This is a genomic window from Nocardia sp. NPDC127606 (assembly GCF_042671725.1).
Lineage (GTDB): Bacteria > Actinomycetota > Actinomycetes > Mycobacteriales > Mycobacteriaceae > Nocardia.
Map to the genome: position 1 here is coordinate 728,865 of NZ_JBHXWQ010000002.1, position 22,741 is coordinate 751,605.

6 protein-coding genes are annotated in these 22,741 nt (G+C 69.9%); all 6 read left to right on the forward strand.

The window, feature by feature from the left end; genetic code table 11:
- The first annotated feature begins 12 nt into the window (after positions 1-12).
- From ACFVJ5_RS14090 to ACFVJ5_RS14115, 6 genes are read left to right on the forward strand one after another with little or no spacing between them, the layout of a single operon-like run.
- Positions 13-18,384, forward strand: a complete 18,372-nt coding sequence (locus tag ACFVJ5_RS14090; RefSeq protein WP_379220317.1) for a T3SS effector HopA1 family protein — start codon at positions 13-15, stop codon at positions 18,382-18,384.
- Between the two features lie 28 nt (positions 18,385-18,412).
- Entirely contained in the window at positions 18,413-18,694 is a 282-nt protein-coding gene (locus tag ACFVJ5_RS14095; RefSeq protein ID WP_056818341.1) for a hypothetical protein, read from the forward strand.
- Entirely contained in the window at positions 18,691-19,179 is a 489-nt protein-coding gene (locus ACFVJ5_RS14100; protein ID WP_379220318.1) for a DUF6301 family protein, read from the forward strand. Before ACFVJ5_RS14095 ends, ACFVJ5_RS14100 begins: the two co-directional genes overlap by 4 nt.
- Positions 19,176-20,678 carry a hypothetical protein gene (locus tag ACFVJ5_RS14105; RefSeq protein ID WP_379220319.1) on the forward strand — a complete coding sequence of 501 codons (1,503 nt, stop codon included), beginning with the start codon at positions 19,176-19,178 and terminating at the stop codon, positions 20,676-20,678. The genes ACFVJ5_RS14100 and ACFVJ5_RS14105 overlap by 4 nt, the downstream gene beginning before the upstream one ends.
- A complete protein-coding gene (locus ACFVJ5_RS14110; RefSeq protein WP_379220320.1) occupies positions 20,671-21,855 on the forward strand; it encodes a hypothetical protein in 1,185 nt (394 codons plus the stop codon). Before ACFVJ5_RS14105 ends, ACFVJ5_RS14110 begins: the two co-directional genes overlap by 8 nt.
- A complete protein-coding gene (locus tag ACFVJ5_RS14115; protein ID WP_379220321.1) occupies positions 21,852-22,619 on the forward strand; it encodes a toxin-antitoxin system YwqK family antitoxin in 768 nt (255 codons plus the stop codon). Before ACFVJ5_RS14110 ends, ACFVJ5_RS14115 begins: the two co-directional genes overlap by 4 nt.
- The last annotated feature ends 122 nt before the right edge of the window (positions 22,620-22,741 follow it).

Sequence of the window (22,741 nt, forward strand, 5' to 3'; positions counted from 1 at the left end):
CCGTAATCGCGCATGATCTATCTTCCTGATGAGCTGGGTTGGCTCAAGTATCCGGCCGGCATGGAGTGGCCCGACGGGAACGAAGACGAGCTGTTCGGTCTCGCCGGGGACTGGCAGGCGGCCGCGGACGAACTGCGCGGGATTCTCGACGACATCGATGCCGCGAAAGCCGCGTCGCTGACGGCCTATCCGTTCGGCAAGGGCGTCGAGGAGATGATCAAGGACTTCAACTCGATGCGCACCGGCGACGGGTCCGAAGATGATCAGTCGCTGGAAAAACTGGCCGAGTACTTCGACGAGGTCGGCAAATCGGTGTTCGATACCGGCACCGAGGTCGAGTACACGAAGATCATGTTCTACTCGTCGCTGGCACTGCTGGCGTTCGAGATCGCGCTGTGCTGGATTCCGCCGACGCCTGCCTCACCCGCCCTGCAGACCGCGGCCATCTTGGCGACCCGGCTGGCGGTTCGCATCATCGGGCAGGCAGCGACGCGAGCCCTCATCCGCTTCGGCAGGCAGGCGTTCGTCAAGACGGTGCTGAAGTTCCTCGCCCGGCATGTGGCCATCGACCTGACGCTGGGCACGATGCAGGAACTCGGTACCCAGGCCTGGCAGGTGAGCCAGGGCCACCGGGACCAGATCAACGATCGTCAGCTGCTGGTCACGATGGTGAGTTCGGCCGCGGGCGGTGCGTTCGCCGGGCCCGCGGGCGAGTTGCTCAGCAACCGCATCCTCGGCCCGCAGATGAACCGGTGGCTCAAGGCCGCGATCACCGGCCCCGCCGCCGGCTTCGTCGGGGCCGAGGCGGGCAACTACGCCGCGATCGGCACGCAGCTCGCCATCGACCTGCACGACGCGAAGAACCAGGAGGAATGGGACGCGGCGTGGGATCGAGCCCAGCACGCCGCCAATCCCAAGAACCACGATCCGCTGATGTTGACGGCGGGCGTTTCCAACGGTCTGTTGTCCAGCTTGAGCGGGACCGGCGCGCACGCGTTCCGCAACCGCGGTATCACCACACCGGGCGTCGACACGATGAGCGGGCCGAGCCTGAGTGATCAGATCGATGCCATCGTCGGCATCAGTCCGTCCGAGGGGAGAGGTGTCGGCGAGGGTGACGACAGCGGCCTCGGTACGGACGAGGGCTCACGCGCCGCCGCTGACGACGACACCGGGCTGGGTGGACCGACGCGTGGCGACGACGAGGTGGGGGTGGGCGAAGGTAGCCGCGCCGGTCTCGCGGAAGGTGAGGGTGAGGGCGCCGGGAGCGGGTCTCGCGGCGAGGGGGTGAGGCCGAGTGGCGCGTCCGGGCTCGGCTCCGGCGGCAACGACGGCTCGTCGATGCGCCCCGCCGCGAGCCTGTCCACCGGTGAATCCGACGGTGGATCGGGGAGTAGGGCAGCCGCCGCTGGTGATGGTGGTGCTTCGGATGCGGGTCGGGGCGAGGACTTCGCCGACACCCAACTCACCGGTCAGGATTCCCGTGCTGACGGCGATCGTGCTGACGGCGATCGTGCCGAGGGTGGTCGTGCTGAGGGGGATCATGCTGCCAACGGTGATCGACCTGCCGCCGAGCCGTCGGCGACCGATCGCAGTGGGACCGAACCGGATTCGCCGGTCACCCAGGGTGCGGACCCGAACGGTGCGCAGCGGGCCGGTGTCCTGGCCGGGGAAAACGGCCTTTCGGGCGCGGACCTCGGTGCGCGCGGTCTCGCCGACTCCAGCGCGCCGGTCACCGCCGAGACACACGGCGGGGCGACGCACACTCCGGTAGCAGCCGCCGCCGCTCCGCTCGCCGCGCATGCCCCGGTGGGCAGTCCAGCGCCCGCCGCGGTCGGCAACCCGGCGCCCGCAGGCGTTGGTAGTCCGGCGCCCGCTACTAACACGGCACCCGCTGCGGTCGGCAACCCGGCGCCGGCCTCGCAGGCGGCCGCTGCTGGCGAAACCCGTGGCGCCCCAGCATCGTCCGCGGTACGAGGTCCAGCCGTGGATCTGCGCCAAGCTGTCAGTCCCGACGCGCCGTCGGGAGCGGGGATCGTCGGCTCCACCCCCGACTCGGCGCCGGTGACCGGCGAATCGTCTTCGGCCGATCGGTCGGGTGCGCCCGAGGACGCGGCCGCCGTCGCGGCCACCCCGGACAGTCGCGCAGGCCTCGCCGATGCCGGGCGCGTCGGTGCGGACAACCAACCCGCGGTACGCGCCGACCATGCCGACAACGCGGCGACGAGTTCGCGCAACGGCGTCGACACCGGGGAAACGCGACTGGCCTCGCCCGTCGACGACGCGGTGGCGCCGGTCGTGCCGCTCACCCCCGGCGAGAACGCACCGTCGAATCCCGTCCGTCGACGTGCCCGCGTTCCGATCGGCGAGCCCGGTGTCGCGCCGACCGATGGCGCCGATCGCGGTGGCGCCCCCGACCGGAACAACGGTGCCGACGGCGGAATCGCCGGCAGCACGCCCGATTACGCGGCGTTCCTGCCCAACGGACAGGGCGTGGTCCACGCCCCGACCGCTACCTCCATCGGCAACGACACCGCGACGCACAATGTCCGCAACAACGTGCGCAACGAGGGCGCGCACGACGTCGTCCTGCACGGAAGCAGGGCAGGCCAGCCCATTCCGGGACTGGCGGGCCCGGTCGATCCGGCCCTCATCGCCCAGGCGATCCTGAACAACCCGCACTATGTTCCCGGTACTCCGGTGCGGCTGCTCTCCTGCCACAGCGGCGCCGACGGCAGCTTCGCGCGAACACTCGCCGACCTACTCGGTGCGCGGGTGGAGGCACCGACAGATGAAGTCCGCGTCCGGCAGGATTCCGACCAGCCCGCCGAATTGCCTGCGGGCAAATGGGAGATATTCGACGGTCGCAACGGCGCCGAACCTACCGCCGACGGTGCCCGTGAACCCGCGGACTCGTCGCATCAGCCCGCGGACTCGACGCGGTCACCCCGAGACTTCGGCGATCTGGACATGGACCGGATGGGCGAGGACGGCCGGTCACGCGCCGAGTTGGAGGCGGCTCTCGGTGGACCGCTGCGCGACTTCGCCGACCCCGGCGCCGGTCGGCCACGGCACCAGGGGATCGTCGACGAATTGATGCGGATGGCCCGCGACGCGGACCCCGGCGATATCGCGCGCGGTGCCGGGCCACGCGCCTTCGTTGTCGACCAGTTCGTGAGTCCTGGTCAAGGGCTCATCGTCGGCGGCGCGCCCTACGCCATGGTCGTCGGTCTCGATCCGGCGACCGGGCAGCACCGCGTCGAGATCCTCGATCCCGAAACCGGCACGCGCCATCTCTATCCGCGGCCGACACCGCCGGATCTGCGAACGGTCTCGGCCGTCCTGATGGACTCGCAGGGCAATGTCGTGGAGCCGCGCGTCGTCGACCCCCGCCTGCAGTTCGCCGCGAACCGCGGCGATGCGGGACCGGCGCCACGTTCCGGCGATCTGACGCCCGACCCGCGCAACCCGGCGGAATCGCCTGCGCGTCAGCCCGACCCGCGCAACCCGGCGGAATCGCCCGTGCGTCAGCCTGACCCGCGCAACCCGGCGGAATCGCCCGCGCGCCGGTTCGACCCGCGGAGCCCAGCGGAATCACCTGTGCCGCAGTCTGATTCGCGTCGACCGGCGGAGCCTCGGTTCTACGATCCCGACGAGGCGTACGAGGCGGGCCGAAATCCCGATCTCCCGCGTGACGCTCCGTTCGGCCCAGCGGTCGATGGGAGTCTCGCGAACAACTCCCCGGATGTCAGCGGGCCGCCGCGCTCGCTCGACGAGTTGCGCAGGGATCGGCCCGATCTGTCGTTCGATGATCTGCTCGACCTGCGCGAGGCGCTGTACCAGCAGGCCGGTATCGAACCGCCGAGCCTGTCGCGCGAGAGCCTCGACAGCTTCCTCGACGCGGTCTGGGCGGATCGGGACGCGATGCCCGGTGCCATGGATGTCTACAACCTGTACGCGCTGCAGCACGAACCCAACGTGGTCACCGATCCCGCCGGTTACCTGCGTGCCGTCACCGACATCCTGGTGAACAACCCCGAGCTCCAGTACGCGATGATCCAGTCGCCGCACGGTCGCGGCATGGTCCTGCCGGAAACCGTCGGTGACGTCGACCAGGATTTCCACTTCCTGCACTTCAACCGGCCGGGAGCCGACTTCTCTCCCGGGTACCGGGTGTACGTGAATCCGCACATGGACGCCGCACCCGAGCTGATGCGGAACATGGTGCGGGACTTGCTCCTCGACGCCGATGACTTCACCGGCGTCAAGACCGCGAAGGTGGCGGGTCCCCTCGCGACGCGACCCGACGCGATCGTGGTCTACGTGCGCGACATCGATGACGCGCACCGGGTGACCGAATGGTTGCGTGACTATCGCGATCGGGCCGGGGACGTCTTCGTCTGGGACGCGCCCCCGATGACGCGGCAGATGCTGGAGGGTGTCGGCATCGGCGCGCACCCCAAGGGCAACAGTTTCGGATTCGTGCGCTCGGTCGCGATTCGCGCGGCACTGGAGGCCACGCTGGCCAACGGCGGCGACTTCGCGGACTTCCACGCCGAGGTCCTGCGCAGGCTGCCCGAGGCCGGGGTCTCGCCGGACAACCCGCATCAACGCCCGGAGTCCGACAGTCCTGGTTACGACCGGATGGGCGAGGACGAGCCCGGCGACGACACACCGGCGCGGAAAGCCGACCGCGTACGCGCCGAACTCGCCGACCTGCGTGCCGATCTCGAAGCGAACCGCGCGGAATTCCTCCACGGAATAGCCGATTCGATCGCCGAGTCCGACCCGATCGCTCGCGACGGCGAGTCGGCCGAGTCGGCGCGCGGCCGCGCTCGACAAGCCGACTGGAATGCCCGCCAGCTCAGGGCCGACGCGGACCTGCTGTGGTCCGCCGCCGGTGACCGACCGGAAACACCCACTCCGACTCCGGATCCGCGCGTGGGCTGGATGGTGAATGATGCGGCGTCGCAGGCCGAGTCGCCGCCGGTTGATCCGCGTCGGGCGTGGATGATGGATGATTCCGCGTCGCAATCGAATTCGACGCCGGTTGATCCACGTCGGGCGTGGATGCTGGATGACCCCGCGTCGCAATCGAATTCGACGCCGGTTGACCCGCGCCGGGCGTGGATGCTGGATGATGCGGCGTCGCAGGCGGATCCGTCTCGCGTTGATCCGCGTCAAGCGTGGATGACGAACGATCCCGCGTCGCAGTCGAATCCGTCGACGCCGGACCCGCGTGTGGACTGGATGATGGATCCCGCTGCGTCGCAACCAGATCTTGCCGCCGCCGACGCATGGGCCAAGGCCGAGTACGACCGGCTGATGGCCGAGCGGAACCAGTTGGCGCGCGAGACGCAGTTCTGGCGGGCCAAGCGCGACGACCGGGTCATCCGGTTGATGGGGATCGTCGATGCGGAGCTGGCGGTCGGTACCAGGGCCGACCTCGCGCAGACGATGCGTCGGCTGGCGGACGAGGCGGCATCGCGGCCCACCCGGGTCGCGCCGATCGGTGAGGAAGCGGGCGGGCAGGTCAACGAGCGGCGCTCGCAGGCCGACCAGGCACATCGGCGCGAGGCCGCCGCCAAGCTCGACGATGCCGCGCGTCGCGTCATCGACCTGCGCGAGGACCTCGCCGCCATCGACCGCCAGATCGCCGAACTCGAGGCCAGCGGCGCCCTCGACGGACGACCGCCGAGTGCCGAGGCAGGCCCCGAACTGGATCGGCTGGCCAGGCAGCGGGCCGCCGAACTGCTGCGGATCAAGCCGCACCGCGCCATGCGCGACGACCTGGCGCAGCGCTTCGACCTGGTCGACGCCGACGGTGCGATCGACGAGGCCGCGCTCGCCCCGGAGAACCTCGCCGCGACGATCGATCAGCTGCGCGACAACCATCCCGCCGGCCGCACCGCCGAACTCGACGCACTCGCCACCGCCGCCCGCGACGTGAACGAGGCACACAATCGGATCGGCCGCCTCCAGGACGATATGGCGCTGGTGGCCGGTGCGGCCCGCACCGATGTCGAGGGCGACGGCGGCCGGATGCACACCAGAGATGTCGGTCTCGTCGACGGCGAACCGCCGCGGATCGTCGTCTACGGACCGCGTGATCCGTTGGGTTATCTGCCGCGCGACGGCGGACTCACCGACCACGAGACTGCGCTGCAGCGTGCGCTGAGCACCTCCGACGCGGTGGTCAGGGCGTTCACCCGCGACCGCGCCACGGTGGAGTTCCGCAGGATCACCGCCGACCGTGCAGGCAATGCCCGCGTCGATGTCATGCCGAACGACGGACCGCAGGTGCGGCGCACCACCATCGATTACACGATCCGTGACAGCGCTGGTGGGCGCACACATCTGGATGTCGTGCAGTGGCGTTCCTCCGATGGGACCTGGCACGACGTCAATCCGGAAGGCGCCCGGTGGGAGAACCGGCGCGGCTCCGACGAACGGCCCGACCACTTCGAAGGCAGGCCGCTGCCCGAAGGCGTGAGCAGCGTCGGCGTCAGCCCGACCCAGGCGGCCATCGTGGACGGGATCAGCGGTTCGCACGGCCCCGGCATCAATGAGGGCTTCCTGCCCCGGGTTCCCGGCGGTCCGCCCCTGGACCCGGGCCTCGACAGCCACGCGAATCCGGTGCCGGAGGCCGCGTCCAACCTGTTGCGGATCACCGTGGAACTGGTGAAGATCTCGGGCTGGTCGTGGTTCCAGGACCCGAACGACTCCAGCCGCATCAAGCCCGGTTTCAAGCCCAAGCGCCTCATCCGCCGGTTCAGCTCGGACCAGCAGCCGTTCGTCAACCGGCCCGACCGCGCCGATGTGGTGGCCCACCCGAACGATTCGGCGCAGATGCGGGATCGGCGCGACGCCCGACGGGCCGCATGGGCCGAGGTGCAGCGTTGGGCGGATCAGCAATACGACCAGTTCCTGCGCACCGACGGTGATGTGGGTCCGATCGCGGATGCGGTGCGGGATCAGCGCGTGGCCGACCAGCGGACCCAGGCCCGGGACATGGTCGACGCCATCAAGAGCGCGCTCGACGAAGCCGCCGCACGACTGCCGGGCGATCCCGAGACCAGGAAGCGGGCCTTGATCGACGAGGTCAGGGCTAGCCTCGCCGACCCCGAAACCCGGTTCAGCCGCAAAGACACGGAGGCCGAGACCCGCCGCGAAGCACTGCGACAGGTCTACGACTGGCTGGAGTCCGGCGTCCCCAACCACGTCATCGCCGATACGATCGCGAACCAGCTGCCGAGCCGCATCCCGGAACTCACCCCCGACAACGTGCGCCAGATCAAGCAGTTCCTCATGGAGCACGAAATATTGATGACCGACCCGGATTCGGGTCAGCTGCGGTGGCGTCCACTCGACCGGCTGGCGCATGTGGCCGAAGCATGGGGTCGACTGAGCAGGGGCGAGCCGGAGCCGGGCGACCTGCTGTTGATGCGGGATGCGTGGGAGTGGTCCGAGCAGCGCCGCCGTAGCTACGAAGACGACGATTACAACCTCACCTGGGAAGAAATCCAGGACCGTGTCGCGCGCATGCCGGGCGATCACTGGGACGGTCACCGCGCGCCGCTCACCGGTGACCGCGCGAACATCCCGTTCGAAGCGCCCGCGCGGAGCACCCCGGACGACCCGACTCCGACCACACAGGGGACCAGGCCCGAAATCGGTGCGCCGGACCCGAATACCCCACCCAGGCAGGGGCCATACGACGTCATGGGCGAGGACGGCCCAGACGTTCACACCGACAGCTACCGCGATGCGGACGGCACCTGGCACCACACCGATGACGCGCCGAACACCCACCGCGACGCGAACTTCGGCTACCGCGATGCGAACAACCAGTTCCTCAGCGATCATCTCACCGCGCAGGAGTACGAGTACCTGGCGCAGAAGGGCGATACACACCCCTACGAGGTGAGCGATCCCGACCTCGCTCGACAATTGCGGGACGCGTCCGCCGAGCGGATGGAACTGCAGGCCGAGCGGGACGCGGTCCGTGACACCGTCGATCGACTGAAGTCCGAGTTCGGGATCGATCGACTCACGGACCTGACGACCGAACGGCTCGGCCCCGAGACTCAGCGGCAGCAGGCGCGGCTCTACGCCGATCCATCGCTCACCGAGGCAGACCTGGTGTCCAAGCTGGCCACACTCGCCGATCTGGAAGTCGCGGCGACGAAGTACAACGACCTCGGTCCGAAGATGGTCGAGGTCTCCAAGCACCTCGGCGAGCTGACGGGGCGCGCGTTCGCCCTCGACCCGCAGACCAGGCCGGGCGCGGTCCTGTTGTCCCCGTTCGATGGTTCCTTCGACGGTGCGAACACCGTCGATATCGCGTCGATGACCCGGTCCGTCGACGGGGCGCCGACGACATTGATCGTCGTCGAGGCCAAGGGCGTCGGAGCGTCCCTCGGTGGCTCGAAAACCGCACACGCACAACAGGGTTCGCCGGAATACCTGCGGCGCACACTGGCGATCGACCAGAACCTGGCCAGGATCCTCAACGAGACCCCGGCCCAGATGGCGGCGCGCGGTCTCGAGCCCGACAGCGACGCGGGCCGGACACTGCGCGAGGCGGTGCGCGAGCTGCGCGCGGCGGCCGCGGACGGCACCCTGCGGGTCGAGTACCACCTGGTGCACGCCTCCGCGCGCGGCGAGGTCACGGTGACCGAGCTGCTGCTGGTGCGCGATGGCGTGGATGTCCTCGCCGATGTCCCGTTGCCGATCGCCGAGTTCGACACGATGGGGGAGCCCTCACTCGACAGCCCCGGCTACCTCCGTGGCCCCGATCCCGACGTGCCGCTGCCGCGCGATGGGCAACCGTACGGCTGGCTGCTGCACACACCCGATCCCGCGACGGCCGCGATCCGAGACCTGCTCGCGCGCACCGACATCGGTGGCGAAGCGCTGGCCACCTTCGATGCCGTCGACGCGGGCGTGCGTTTCGGGACGCTCGACGACAACGCGCCGGACTCGTTCAACGGCCGGACGATGGACGTGGTCGTCGGCGCCGACGGCCGCGATCGCGTCGGGCAGGCCGACGCATTGGTGCACGCCGCAGGCCTCGCCGACGCGGTGCTCGGCGGCCGCGTCGAGGTGACGCCCGCACAGATCAGGGCGCTCGATCGGGACGACCACATCACCGCCCGCGTCCGTGCCGAGGCAGAGGCCTTCGGCAGGCAGGCCGAATTCCATCGTGAGCTGAACGAGGCGGGCCACGATCCGTTCAGCGGTACTGCCCATGATCTGGTGGACGTCGCGACCCGCAAGACGTTGGACGAGGCCTACCTCGCGGCCTACGACGCGGCGGTAGACGCTGCCACCCAACGGGATTCGACCCTGAGCCCCGAACAATCGCGGCAGATCGGCCGGGAAGCGGGCGTCGCCCGGTTGCTCGACCACCCACACTTCGACAACCCGGACGGGTTCAGTCGACGCGCCGAAGCGGGCGCCGAATGGGATCGGCATCAAAACCCGACGCCGAGGACAGGACTCGACGAATACGTGCCGTCGCATCGTGACGCGGCCCGCGAACTCGAGCGACTGATGCGCGAGCAGTCGGCGGCCTCGCGCACGCTCACCCGGATCGAAGCCGACTGGGATCTGGTCGCCGATCGCCTGGTGCGCGGCTTCAACTTGCCCGTCGACGAACTGCCCGGCACGCGCCGCGCGATCACCGACATGCTGGTGCTGCGGGCGATGGACATCGACATCTGGCACGGCCTCGACAACGCTCTGCTGCTCAATGATCTGGCCGCCCAGCACACCAGGGCGACGGTGGAGCACGCGCGCATCGTCGACGAGATCACCGACACCGTCCGAGATGACCTCGTGCGGCAGGGAATCGCGCCCGCCGATGCGGCCCGAACACGTACGCACGGTGACGAATCCGGTGTGCTGCACGTGCTCCGGGATTCCGATGCAGCCGACGAAGACGTCCGGCCCGCGTGGTTGTCCGATCCCGGACTCGCCGGCGAAGCACTCATCCGGGCGAATGCCGATCACGCGGCCCTGGTCGACCATGTGGACCGGATCTACCGGGAACCGGCGATGCTGCTCGACGGCTGGCATCGCGGGACCTCGCTCGACCGGATGGGCAGGTGGGCGCTGCGGCAGATCGCCGATCGTGGGGTGGCGGTTCGCTTCAGCATCGAGCCCGGATATCGGTCGCGGCCGGGCGCCGGCGACCGCGACGCCGCCCCCGGCTACGACCCGGTCACCAACACCCTTGTGCTCGACCGTGATGCCTCGCCCGCGCAGCACGCCCAGGACATGGTGTTCGCCGCGCGCATGGCGGACCAGCTGGCCGCCGTGGCCGATGGGTTGCCCGAGCTGCTCACCCTCGGCCGGGACGAATACGCCGACCGGATGACAGATCGGGTGGCCGACGCGCTGGCGCTGTCGTTCGGATACGACGCGGAGCGCAGCAGGTTCATCGACACCGGCGCCGAATCACCCCTGCGTCGCGCCTACGACGACGCCGTCGCGGACGCGATGAAGACGGCGAAGAAGGCCTACGAGAAGCTCGGGACGGTCACCATCGACGACCTGTTCCAGGCTGCCGCGCATCGGGCCGGGGTCAGGGCGGTGCGCGCCGCTCTCGACGTGGACGGACCGCGCATCGACGGCCGTGGCTACCGTGACCACTTCGGCGCGGACTGGGATCGGACCCGCGGCATCACCCCACCGGCACCGCTCGACGGTGCGGCCCGACCGGATCGCCCGGCGCGGCTGCCGGAGTCGCGAGCGCTCAGGGACGCGCGCGCACCGTATCTCGCGCTGGAGATCGAATCCCTGCGCGCTATCCGTGATCTCGGCGACTATGTGCCGATCGGGCCGGCCGAACGGGCCTACACCGACGCGTACACGAAGGCCCATGACAAGGCCGAGCGGGCGCACCGCCGCGACGCCGACGCACCGCCGCCTGCCCGGGTCGCCGCGGAGGCGGGGCGAGAAGCGCTGCGCCGGTACGTGAACCGGGTGGGTCTCGAGCATGCCGAGATCGTCCTCGACGTGGCACGCGCCGGCGGTGACAGCGCGAACCCGCACTGGGGCCGACCCGATGCCGAGGATCGGGCCGACACCGCCCTCGCGCGCACCGATGACGCCGTGCCGACTGACTTCGCCGAGCGGGCATTGGCCAAGGAACTCGAATCGGATCCCGATGGGGTGTCCCTCACGCCGAATATCGCCGCCTTCCGTCGGCCCGGGTTCCTCTCCTGGCGCAGACTGCACGTCGTCGCCGAGCCGGGGGGTCATTTCGCCGCCCTGCACGAACTGGCGGCGCGGAACCCCGAATACTCCGACGTGGTGTGGAACGTGCTGGCGCACGACGTCCAATGCTGGGCGCCGGAGCGCGGTCCGGGCGGGGAGCCTGCCCTTCGCTTCCTGACCGAGGGCGAAGCGCTCGGCCCGATGCGTCGTCCCGACGTGGACGAAAGCCTCGCCCAGATGCTCGACCACTATCTGAAATACCGCACCGAGGGGCTGACCGACCTCGGCTTCGGCGAGTGGTTCCGGCAACTCGGACCGGACCACTTCGACAGTCCCGAACACACGGAACGTCGACGGAAATCGCAGCCGAGCGAGTTGCGGGATTCCGTCGTCGCCTTCACCGGCGATCTGTACTTCAGCGGGATCAGGGCCGCCGCCTCGCCAACGGCCGCGGTGCCCGCGACCCCGCATCCGTCGGAGGTGCTGCACCGCCTGGCCACCCGGCGAATTCCGTTGCTGACCGTGGCGTCCGAGCGTCCGCCGCACTTTCGGCACCACCAGTTCACGGTCGGTGACGTCCGAGTCAACGTCCACTTCGAGCCGGACGGGAACGGCGCGTGGCGAGTGCCGCGCCCGCGCGGGGACGCCTCCGCCTCGGACGTGCTCGCGAGCCGGTTCCATGGGCTGACCGACGCCGACCCCGTCCGATTGGGCAACCGCATCGCCCGCATGCTCGAGGACGGCGCCGCCGACCTGACCGACCGCAGTCGGCCGCGCGGACGATTCGGACGATTCATCGACCGGATGGCGTCGAACGAGCCCACGGCAGAGCCCGGGTACGACCGGATGGGCGACGACATCGAGCCGTTGCGCCCGCCGGACGAAGACATCGATTCCTTCACCGCCGACAACGAGCGGTTGCTCGGTGTGCCCGGTGCCGACGAGTGGACCGGACTGAGTCCCACCGAGGTCGGCGCTCGGCTGCGCGACGAACTCGCCCGCATCCTCGACTATCCCGACATGGTGGCGATCGGCTTCGACCTGCCCGGCCTCAATTGGTCGGTGGTGCAGGAATTCGCCAGGGGCACCGTGGATATGGCGAGGTTGCACCCGAACGTCGATCTGCGCAGCGTCGCGATCCGGTCGATGCCCTTCGGCGTGCTCGGCGAAACCGAGCGTGGCCCTATCGAATCCGGCCGCTACCACAGCAAGGAAGTCGCCCTCAACTACGACCACGCGACGAGTGCCTACGACTTCCACCAGCAGGTTCGTGATGCTGTCGACGCCGATCTGTTCTACCCGTCCGCGCTGGAGCGACCCGTCTACTACGTTGCCCTGCACGAGTTCGGGCACGTCCTCGACACCGCGGGGCAGCTGAATGCTCGGCATCTCGCCGAAAGCTATCTGCTCGAGCTGAGCACACGCGACCCCGACGCCGACTTCGGCGGCTGGCTGGACATGCTCAGCCGCTACAGCCTCGACGAGGACCTGATGCTCCGGTCGGGCGAGGCGCTGGCCGAGGCGTTCGCCCACGTGGTGTTCCGCGGCGTGGACGACGTGAGCAAGCCGGTCCGTGCCCTGTACGAGCTGCTCACCAGATACGCCGAGAACCCGGAACTGCACCCCGGCGATCTCCTCCCGGTCGCCGACGACGTCGACCCGGGCCCGGCCGAACGAGACGCCGATCCGGCGGCCGCACGTGACCGGGTGGACGCGTCGAACCCGGCGCGGGATCAGATCGACGTGCCGTTCGACCGCATGGGCGAGGAGCCCGACGGTGCGCGCGAGTCGACGCCGGACCAGCCCGACTCCCCGATCGAGCCGACCGCCGTCGGCCGCCCGCCACGAGTGGAGATCGAGGTCGACGGCGAACGGGTCCCGTTGAACGTGCGCCCGGACGGCGACGATCGGTGGCAGGTCGTCGGAGAGAACGCGCCGCCGGCCGACGCGACCCCGACCTCCCGCCTGCGTCGGGAATGGCAGTTCGTCCGCGAGTCATGGCCCCAGCATGTGGAGCAGATCAAGTACCCGTCCGGCTCCCCGGTCGGCGACAGCAAGGGACAGGCCGCCATCGCCGACGGCATCAGCGGCCTCGCCGATCTCGTCGAGTCGGGCGGCGCCGCACCCGCGCCGGTGAACCCACCGCCCGCGTCACCGGACATCCCGGTCATCCAGGCACCGCCGGAGGCCGGTGGACCGGATCCGACCTTCCTTCGCCTCGCCCAGCAGTTGCCGATCTGGATTGCCAACCGGGAGAAGATCCCGCTCCTGGGCCAACTCTCGGCCCGGATGCGCGACTCGGCGGGCGAACACCTGCCGATGCGGTTGCCCGACGGCTCGGTGTATCAGCCCTGGTACACCGACGTGGACCCCGACGACGTTCGCGCCCAGGTCACCAGCGACCTCGAGGTCGGCCGGACCACCGCCGACGAAGCGCGCGATGGTCTGCTGCTCGCGTTCATCAATGCCGATGCGGGAGCACGTGATCGGATCATCGACGCACTGCTCGAGCACGACCTGATCTCGCCAGAGGCCGCGGACCGGCTCGCGGACGAGCCGCCTGCCGCACCACGACTGCCCGAACCCATCGGGCCCCCGCCCGAAGGCGAGACGCTGACCGAGGCCGCGCGACGGCTCCTCGATCTCGACCTGCCCGACGAGTCAGGGGAGACGCTGCGTCGAGTCATCGACGAGCAGCAGTACCGCGCGATGCGAATGGTCGGCTCGATCGAAGGGCTGGCCGCCGCGGTGCAGCGGTTCATCGAAGAGCAGACGCTGCCCTACGGCGGAGCTGATCTCGGCAACGGCGCACGACCGGATTCGGCGGGCTTGCCCGGGCGGCGCGAACCGGCGGCCATCGGTGAAACCCGCGACGAAGACGGCTATTTCGACGACGACTACTTCGACGACGACGAGTTCGACGAGTCGTCGCGGCCACGGCAGCGCGGCCGGTACGACGATCCCGACCCGGCAGGCCGGGCCGTGCCGATCGGCGGCTCGGTCAGCTTCACCGACCAGAACCCGCTCGGGCGGCTCCGCGACGAGTTCCTCCGGGCGTTCGGCCACGATCCCGGCCTGCTCAATGTCACCCCGATCGGCAACGGCGCCGAGCCGCTGCCGGAGTGGGGCGACGCCGATGAGCTCGGTCGCGACGAGGGTCTGCGCAAGTTCTTCGAGCACGCGCTGCGTCGCGATCAGCTCCGTGACGAGCTGGCCACCTGGGCGGCCAGCCGCGATGTCGGTATCGATGAGGTCGCGACCAGGGCCGCCGCCGATGAGCTGCTCTCTCGTTTGCGGGCCGAGAGCATCGCCAGGTCGGCCAGGGTCGCGGAGTTCGCGGCCGCGGCCGAGCGGTTGCTCTTTCCGGACGGCGACGACGGTGCCGCACCGGTCGGTGCCCGGCTCGGCGACCAGGCGGTGCGCGTCCCGTTCACGAACGGGCCGGATCGGCTGGTCATCGTCGATGGTCTCGCCCAGCGCGACCACGTGCTGGCGGGGCTGCTCGCCGCCGACCCCGACCTCGCCGCCCAGCTCGCCCGGCGTGAGCTGGTCGTCGATTATCGGCTGGCACAGACAGATTGGTCGGGAAATATTCGGCTCGAACCTGCCGATACGCCGGACGTCAGGTATCGGCAGGAGGTTGTCGACGGTCGGGAACTGGCCGTGACCTTGTTGCGCGACGGCGATGGGCCATGGCGTGCGGTGCTCAACGCCGACGAGGTCACGCCCACCTCGGCCGCCGATGCCACCGTGCCACGCTCGCCGGCCGCGGTGCTGACCGAGCTGGCCCAGGTGGTTCGCGACCTCGGCCTGCACCCGCTCACGCTCGACCCGTCTCAGCTCGAGGCGCTGGTGCCGGACCTGCGCCTCGACAATGCCGTGCGGGCCACCCAGATCGAGGCGCTGAGCGATTTCACCCGCTCCGCCAACGACATTCAAACGTTCCACGATGTCAGCGACGCGCGCAGTCACCTGGCGACGCGCCTCGGGCTCACCCAAGAAGCGCTCACCCCGGAAACGCTGGCGGCCGCCCTCACCGACACCGCGACGGCGAAAGCGCTGCGCGTGCAACAGGTCGGCGACCTGGTGGCCTACGCCAAGCAGTTGCGCGAGATCGACCCGGCGGCAGTCGACGCCGCACGAGACCAACTGGCACGGCGGCTCGTCTCCGAGGACACCGCGCGCAGGTTGGTGCCGAAGCGGTTCATCGCCCGGGTGAACATCGACCCCCGGGTCATGGCGCTGCTGCCGCCGGGATACGTCGACGGGCCGAACGGGAAACGCGTCTACGCGGTGAACGAGAGCGGGTTGTCGGCCAAGAAGCTGCGCAAGCTGATCCGCATGCTCGAGCGCGACGGACAGCACGACCTGCTGCGCGACGCGCTCACCGATTACGCGAGCGCGTTGCACCGAGTCGACGCGTATTCGGAGGTGCCGCGCGGCGACGAGTCAGCGGACCCGCGCGTGGTGGACGGCAGACTGCCGATGCACGATCCGGACGCGGTCTACAGCCTGCGTGATGTCGTCGCCGACGCGATGCGCGGTCGCGGCGAGACCGATTTCGCCACCGCCGTGGCCGAGGCCGCGGCGAGACCGGACAGTGGGCCACTGCCGACCACCGATCCGGCACGCCGCCCGACCGCGAACCGCGACTGGGCCAGGATCGTCGGTGTCGACATCACCGACGCCGACGATGCCACCTTCGCCAAGGTGTACGAGGCCTACCGCGACGGCCGGATCGAGCGTCACGAGGGCTTGAGCCCGGAGAAGCTGGTCGCCGAACTCGCCGCGCTGCGCGGGGAGATCCGGCTGCGCGCCGATCAGATCGACACACTCGCCCGCCTGCTCGCCGAACTCGGCCTGGCAATGCGCGCCGAGCCACTGCCCGCGGCGCACCCCGGCGAACTGCCCACGACCCCTGATCCGACACCACCCGACGCCGGACCGCCGGACAACGGGCCGACCGACCCGGCCGAAGGTCGCGGGGGCAACGACTCGCCTCCCGCCGATCCCGACAACTCGCACTCGGGCCGCAAGCCCAGTGAGCCCGTGCCGGATCCGTTGGCGCAGATCGAAGCCGCACGTCAGCGGGAGACAGCCGCGGTCGACGAGGCCTTCGCGCGTGCCGATGAGGAGTCGGCTGCGGCGCACGATCGGGTCATCGACGATCTGGATCAGGTCGATGGTGACATCGAGGCGCATGCCGACTATGTGCGCTCGGTGAACAACCTCGAGCAGGCTCGGGAGGAAGCGCTCGAGGCTTTCGACAACAACGCGTCGTCTGACAACAACAGCGATCCCGGCGCGAGAACGACCAGCCCGGTGCCCGTGCCGGATCCGTTGGCGCAGATCGAATCCGCGCGTCAGCGGGAGACGGCCGCGGTCGACGACGCCTTCGCGCGTGCCGATGAGGAGTCGGCTGCCGCGCACGATCGGGTCATCGACGATCTGGACCAGGTCGACGGTGACATCGAGGCGCATGCCGACCACGTGCGCTCGGTGAACAATCTCGAGCAGGCGCGGGAGGAAGCGCTCGAGGCTTTCGACAACAACGCGTCCTCCGACAACCGCGCTGACCCCGGTACGAGCACAACCCACCCGACGCCTGCGCCCGGTGAGCCGACTCCCGCTCCGCCTACCACCCCCACCCCGCCGGAGAACGGTGGAACCCCCAAACCACCGAACGCCGACCCCGCCGCGACCTCACCGCGACCCTCACGCCCACCGACTCCCACCTACCGTTCGCACATCCCGCATCCCCCAAGAGAATTCGACCCAGAATTCCCCGACCTGATGCACGTCGACCCGATCCGCTGGCCGGACCTGGACCTGACCCCGACGAACCCGCGTGAGCCGGAGCCGCCGCGTGAGCCGGAGCCGCCGCGTCAGCCGGAGCCGCCGCGTCAGCCCGAGCGGCCGCGTCAGCCGGAGCCGCCGCGTCAGCCCGAGCCGCCGCGTCAGCCCGAGCCGCCGCGTCAACCGGAGCCGCCGCGTCAGCCCGAGCGGCCGCGTCAGCCGGAGCCGCCGCGTCAGCCCGAGCCGCCGCGTCAACCAGAGCCGCCGCGTCCGCCGTGGCCGACACCTACGGAGCCTTGCCCCACCCCGCCTCCTGCGACGACGCCGATACCTCCGGTTCCGCCGAACCCGGTCCCACCGTGGCCGACGGCTCCTCCTACACCCCCGGTTCCGCCGTGGCCGCCTACACCCCAGGTCCCGCCGTGGCCGTCGACGCCCCCGGTCCCATCGTGGCCGTCGACGCCTCCGGCACCGTCGTGGCCGATGCCGCCGGTACCTCCGGCGCCGACGGTCCCGTCGAACCCCACTCCGTCTTGGCCGACACCTACGCAGCCGCAGCCCACCCCGTCGAACCCCACTCCGACATCGCCCGTACCGCCGAACCAGGGTCCGTCGAACCAGGGTCCGCCGTGGCAGACTTCGCCACCGCCGGTTCCGCCGAACTCGGTTCCCTCGTGGCCGACACCTGAGGCCCCGTGGCCCACGCCGCCGACGACCGGTCAGACCCCGCCGTCGACGCCGCCACTACCGCCGTGGTTGTCGACACCGCCGGTGGCGACTCCTGACCTGCCGACACCACCGATGGGGGTACCCGTGGTTCCGCCGGGAGCCGGGCCGTATCCCGGTGCCTCGCCGTCGGATCAGATGCCGTTCTCGCCCATGCCGCCGCCGGTTCCGCCGGGGCAGGTGCAGGCAGGTCGAGACGATTCGCGTCGTCGGCCGTACGGCAACGGGTACGTACCGCCGACGGCGGCGAACGGGGCGGTCCTCGTGCGCCCGTTCGTCGGATACGGCGTGCGCGCGGAGTTCGACCCGGCTACCGGCGCGCTGCGAGCAGCCGCTCCGGAGGCAGGCGGAGTGGGTGGTGTCTACGGTGATGTGGGTGGTGTCCAGGTGGTCTTCTACCGGGACGGCGCCCGGCTCGCGCTGCGGGTCGGCGATCGTATGATCGACCTCGACGGTCCGGTCCGCATCGAATACGGCCCCGCCGATCACAGGCGCACGCGGTTCGCGATCGTCGACGCGGGCACCATGATCTGTGAGCTGTTCTACCGGCCGCTGCCGCGCGAGATGGATCTGGGCGCGTATATCGAGCACGCGCTGCGCGACCCGGTCCACCGAGCCGAAATCTTCGCTCGCCGATGACGACCGATACAACCAGGAGGAGGCAAGCATGCGCACGGACTATCCGACCGAGGACGAGATCCGGGCCAATTTCGAGGAGATGCTCGCCTCGGTGTGCGGCGGCGGTGGCCTCCGCACCGAAACCGGCTTGGACAACGAGACCGAGAACGCGCTCTGGGCGATCTCTCGTGTCCATCCCGCGGTGCCCGAGGAATTGGTGACCGCCGCACGCGCCGAGTTCGCCGCGCAACTCGACGGTTCGCACAAGAGGGCGCGCAGGGCCGCGCTGGCGCGCAGGCTCGAAGAGCTCGATCGTGAGGCGAACGGGTGACCGAATGGCACACACCATCGGCCACCGAGCTGGCCGATCTCGCTACCCGGCTGCGCGACCTGGACTGGTCGTGGGAGCTGTCCGAGGTCCCGGAACTGGCGGCCGAGTTCGGTTGGCGCGTGGTGGCGAACAACCCGAACTGGGTCATGCTCGACACCGGCCTCGGGGTCGGCAGCGGGAAGGTGCACGGCGAGGACGGTAAAGCCGTGCGCATCGAGACCCGGCTGACCGATTTCGTCGAAGAAGACGCGGCGGGCACGGCCCGCCTACGCACGGTGTTCGCCGAGATGACCGGTGCGCTGACCGAGGCGCTCGGCGCACCGACCGCGCGAATTCCGGGTCGGTGGCCGCAGATTCGCTGGGCGGGCCCGGCACAGACCGTTGTCCTGACGCAGTCGCCGGTCTCGGTCGTGTTGTTCCTGGTGACCGCTGCCAGGCTGGCCGGCGACGATCGCAATATCGAGGTCGAGAAGCACAGCCGGTGACCAGCCCTACCGACGACACCGCGGCGAAGCCTGCACCGCGGGCCGAGCCGACCGAAGCCACCTCGCCACGCACCGAATCCGCTGAGGTCGACGTCGACTTCGCCGTCCCCGTCGCCACCGATATCGGCGAACAAGCCCGTGACCTGATGCACCGGGCCGCCCGCGCGTTGGCGAGTCAAGGTCCGAGCGGCTGGCGCAGGGTCGACGCGGTCTTCGCGCTGACGGTGACCGCTGAGATCGTGCTCGCCGTGTACTCCGACGACGAGCAGCGAATAACCAGGCTGCGCCCGTCCGCCGAGGTACTCGACCTGGTCAGAACACACCGGGAGCGCTCGGCCGAGCTCGGTGACGGACCGTGGTGGCGGTTGACGCTCGGACTGACCCCGTCGGGTCACATCGAGGTCGACTACGACTACGGCGACGAACCGTTCCCGGTCGACCACCTGTTCCCGCCGATGGCGTATCGGGCGGACTTAGAGGCCTATCCCCGCGCCCGCCTGCCCTGCTGGCTGGCGGCCTACCTGAACCACGACGATCGTCAGCTGCGCTCGGCGGCGACCGCGGCGGTACAGGCCCGCGCCGACCGCGCGGCGGAGCCGACAACGGTCGACGGGCTCCCGCCGCTGCCGTTGCTCGTGGCGCGGTGGGGGGTACTGGCCGGCGTCGCGGTCGCGGTCGGAACGACCTGGGGGCCGCGGTTTCTGCCCTCGGTGGGCCGCTTCGACACCAGTGAGCGCCACGGCAGTTCCCTCTACCAGCTCGCCGACGATCGAGCGGTGCTCTCCGGTGGTGTCTGGAACGCGCCCGCGCTGGACACCGCCTACAACGAGAACGCGCCGCTGCCCCAGCTGTACGCGGGTGCCCCCGCCTGGGTGGCCACCCCGACGCTCGATCGCCGCGCGGCCGCCGGTCTGCTGTCCTTCTGCTACTGGTGGGAGGACGGTCGCTGGTACCAGGGCGAGTCGCCCGCCGCCGATGCCGTCGCCGTCGCGCTGCCCGACGTGTGGTCGGCGGCGGCCACGGTGCACGCGGTCGCCGTCCTGATCGACGAACACCCGACCGAACCGTTGCGCACGGCCGCCGCGACCCTGGTCGCCGCGGCCGAAGCCGGAATCGTCACTCGGGGCACCCTCGTCGAACTCTTGGGCGACGAAGGCCTTTTCGATGTCGACGGTGCCCTGTTCCACCTCGTTCTCGCCGGAGTGACGACGAGCGAAGGGCTGGCGCCGATGTCGCGCGGGGAGGCGATCGACCGGGTCCGTCGACACCTGGACGACGCGGCCGTGGACGCCACCGCCTACCCGTCGACGCTGCTGCGGGCGGACCGGTTGTCCGTGGGTTGGATGGTGTACCTGCCGGTCGAACCGGGCGAGATCGCGATCGGCCGCGCGATCTACTACGTCGCCGATGACGGTGTGCTGGAACGCTCGTCGTCCTCGGTGGCGCCCTCGATCTACATCGACGCTTTCGAGCGCCGATTCCAGGAGCGGCATGGCTGAGCAGACCACCGACCCGGACGTCGATTTCGCCCTCGACACCGCGGATCCACCGGTCGTGGACGTAGCGGAGCAGATGTCGGCACTGAGTTACCGGATCGGTCTCGAGCTCGCCGAGCTCGGGCCGCCGGGGTGGTCGCGGCTGACCGCGTCGTTCGCGCTGACGGTGACCGCCGAGTCGGCGGTGGTGCTGTTCGCCGATGAGCGTGGCCGCGCTGTCCGGGCGTTCCCCGCGGAGGACGTGCTCGCCCTGGTGCGTGAACATCGCAGGTTGTCGGCGCAGCGCGACGACGAACCGTGGTGGCGGTATCTGCTCGAGCTCACTGCCGACGGCCGGATGGAAGTCGACTACGACTACGGCGCCGACCCGTTCCCCGAGGGCCAACTCTTCGCCGCCCCCGCCTATCGCAGCGACCTCGAGGTCTACCCCCGGCCGACGTTGCCGGTCTGGTTGGCCGCCTATATCGGCCACGGTGGTCGTCAGGTGCGTTCGCCGCGGCACGCCGCTGAACAAGCACGTCGCGACAGGATCCTCGGCAAGCAGGCGATTCGGTCGGAGGCGGACCAGGACTTCCCGGCGTTCCCGCTGATCGCCCGTCGCTGGGCCGTGCTCGCCGCGGCTTTCGTCGCGGCCGGATCGCCGAGGGGCCCGCGGATCTCACCGGGCATCTGCCGGTTCGAGGGCGCGCAGCGCAGCGGCGCGACCCTGTGCGCGCTGCCGGGCGGGCGCGCGGTGCTCTCGGGTGGGGTGTGGAACGCGCAACGGCTGCGCGATGCCTACCAGGGCGGCGCCCCGCTGCCCGAGCTCTTCGCGGGTGCGCCGTCCTGGGTCGCCGAGCCGGTGCTCAACGGCCGCGCGTCCGACGGTTTGCTGTCGTTCTGCTACTGGTGGGACGAGGGTGCGTGGCATCGCGGTGAGTCGCCTGTCTCGGATGAGCTGGCGCCGGCCGTCCCCGCCATCTGGACCTCGCAGACCGTCGTCGACGTGGTCGCCGATGTCATCGGTGCGACCGGCGACCGGCTCGAATTGCTGGTCCGGTTGGTCGCCGCGGCCGAGAAGGGCGAGGTCACCCGCGACGCGCTGGCCGAACTGTTCGGCGAGGACGCAGGTTTCGATATCGACAGCGCGTTGTTCGAGCTCACGATGGCAGGCGCGACAGGAAAGGACACGAGCAGATGACCGACGGTCCCGCGCTCGATATCAACGATCCGGAATTCGCCCTGAGTTCGGGTGACGAGCCGACCCGCTACCGGGGCGAGCCGTACACCGGGCAGGCGGTCGAACTCCATCCAGGCGGCACGATCGCCGCGCGGTGGAGCTTCGTCGACGGTCTCGACGACGGACCGAGTCAGGCTTGGTACGAGGACGGTTCACCCGCGTCGGCAGGCACGACGCAGCGGGGATTGCCGGTCGGTGAGTGGCGGGAATGGCGTCGCGACGGGACTCTCGCCACGCTCGACATGTATGCCCGCCCCGGCTCGCTGCGCCTGCACAAGCGCTGGGACCAACACGGCACGCTGATCGAACACCGGCTGGAAGCCGGCGCTCCCGGTGAGGTCTTCGAACTGAAACCGCTCGGCATGTATCGGGAGATGTACGACGGCAAACGTGACGAGTTGCCCTCGATCCGGGATGCGTTGATGCCGGATCGCACCGGCGAACATGCCCGAGTCCTCGCCTATCTCCGCGAAGCGCCCGGCATCGTCGACGTGATGTCGGCGGTACCGGACCTACTGGCAGGTGATGGCTGGATCCTCGGCGGGCCCTCGCTGCACTCGGACGGCGTATGGATCTGGCGTACCGATTTCATCGAGTACTACGCCGAACACGCGCTTGCCCTGCCGACGGAATTTCTCGACTACATCCGCGAGAACAGTTATCTCCCAGCATCTTTCGATCGCCGAGACCCGAACTTCCACATCGCGACCGATCGGCACCACTGAGAGCGATTGTCAGGATGTCGCTGCCAACGAGATCGGCTCTGTACATGCGGTATTCACATCTGCGACATTAGAATCGTTGCTACGTCGAAGGAATCGATCGCAGGCAGGTCTCTCGTCGTAGG

Bases quoted from the DNA above. Each gene is read 5' to 3' on its own strand.
- ACFVJ5_RS14090 (WP_379220317.1), top strand. From the start codon at position 13: ATGATCTATCTTCCTGATGAGCTGGGTTGGCTCAAGTATCCGGCCGGC.
- ACFVJ5_RS14095 (WP_056818341.1), top strand. From the start codon at position 18,413: ATGCGCACGGACTATCCGACCGAGGACGAGATCCGGGCCAATTTCGAG.
- ACFVJ5_RS14110 (WP_379220320.1), top strand. From the start codon at position 20,671: ATGGCTGAGCAGACCACCGACCCGGACGTCGATTTCGCCCTCGACACC.
- ACFVJ5_RS14115 (WP_379220321.1), top strand. From the start codon at position 21,852: ATGACCGACGGTCCCGCGCTCGATATCAACGATCCGGAATTCGCCCTG.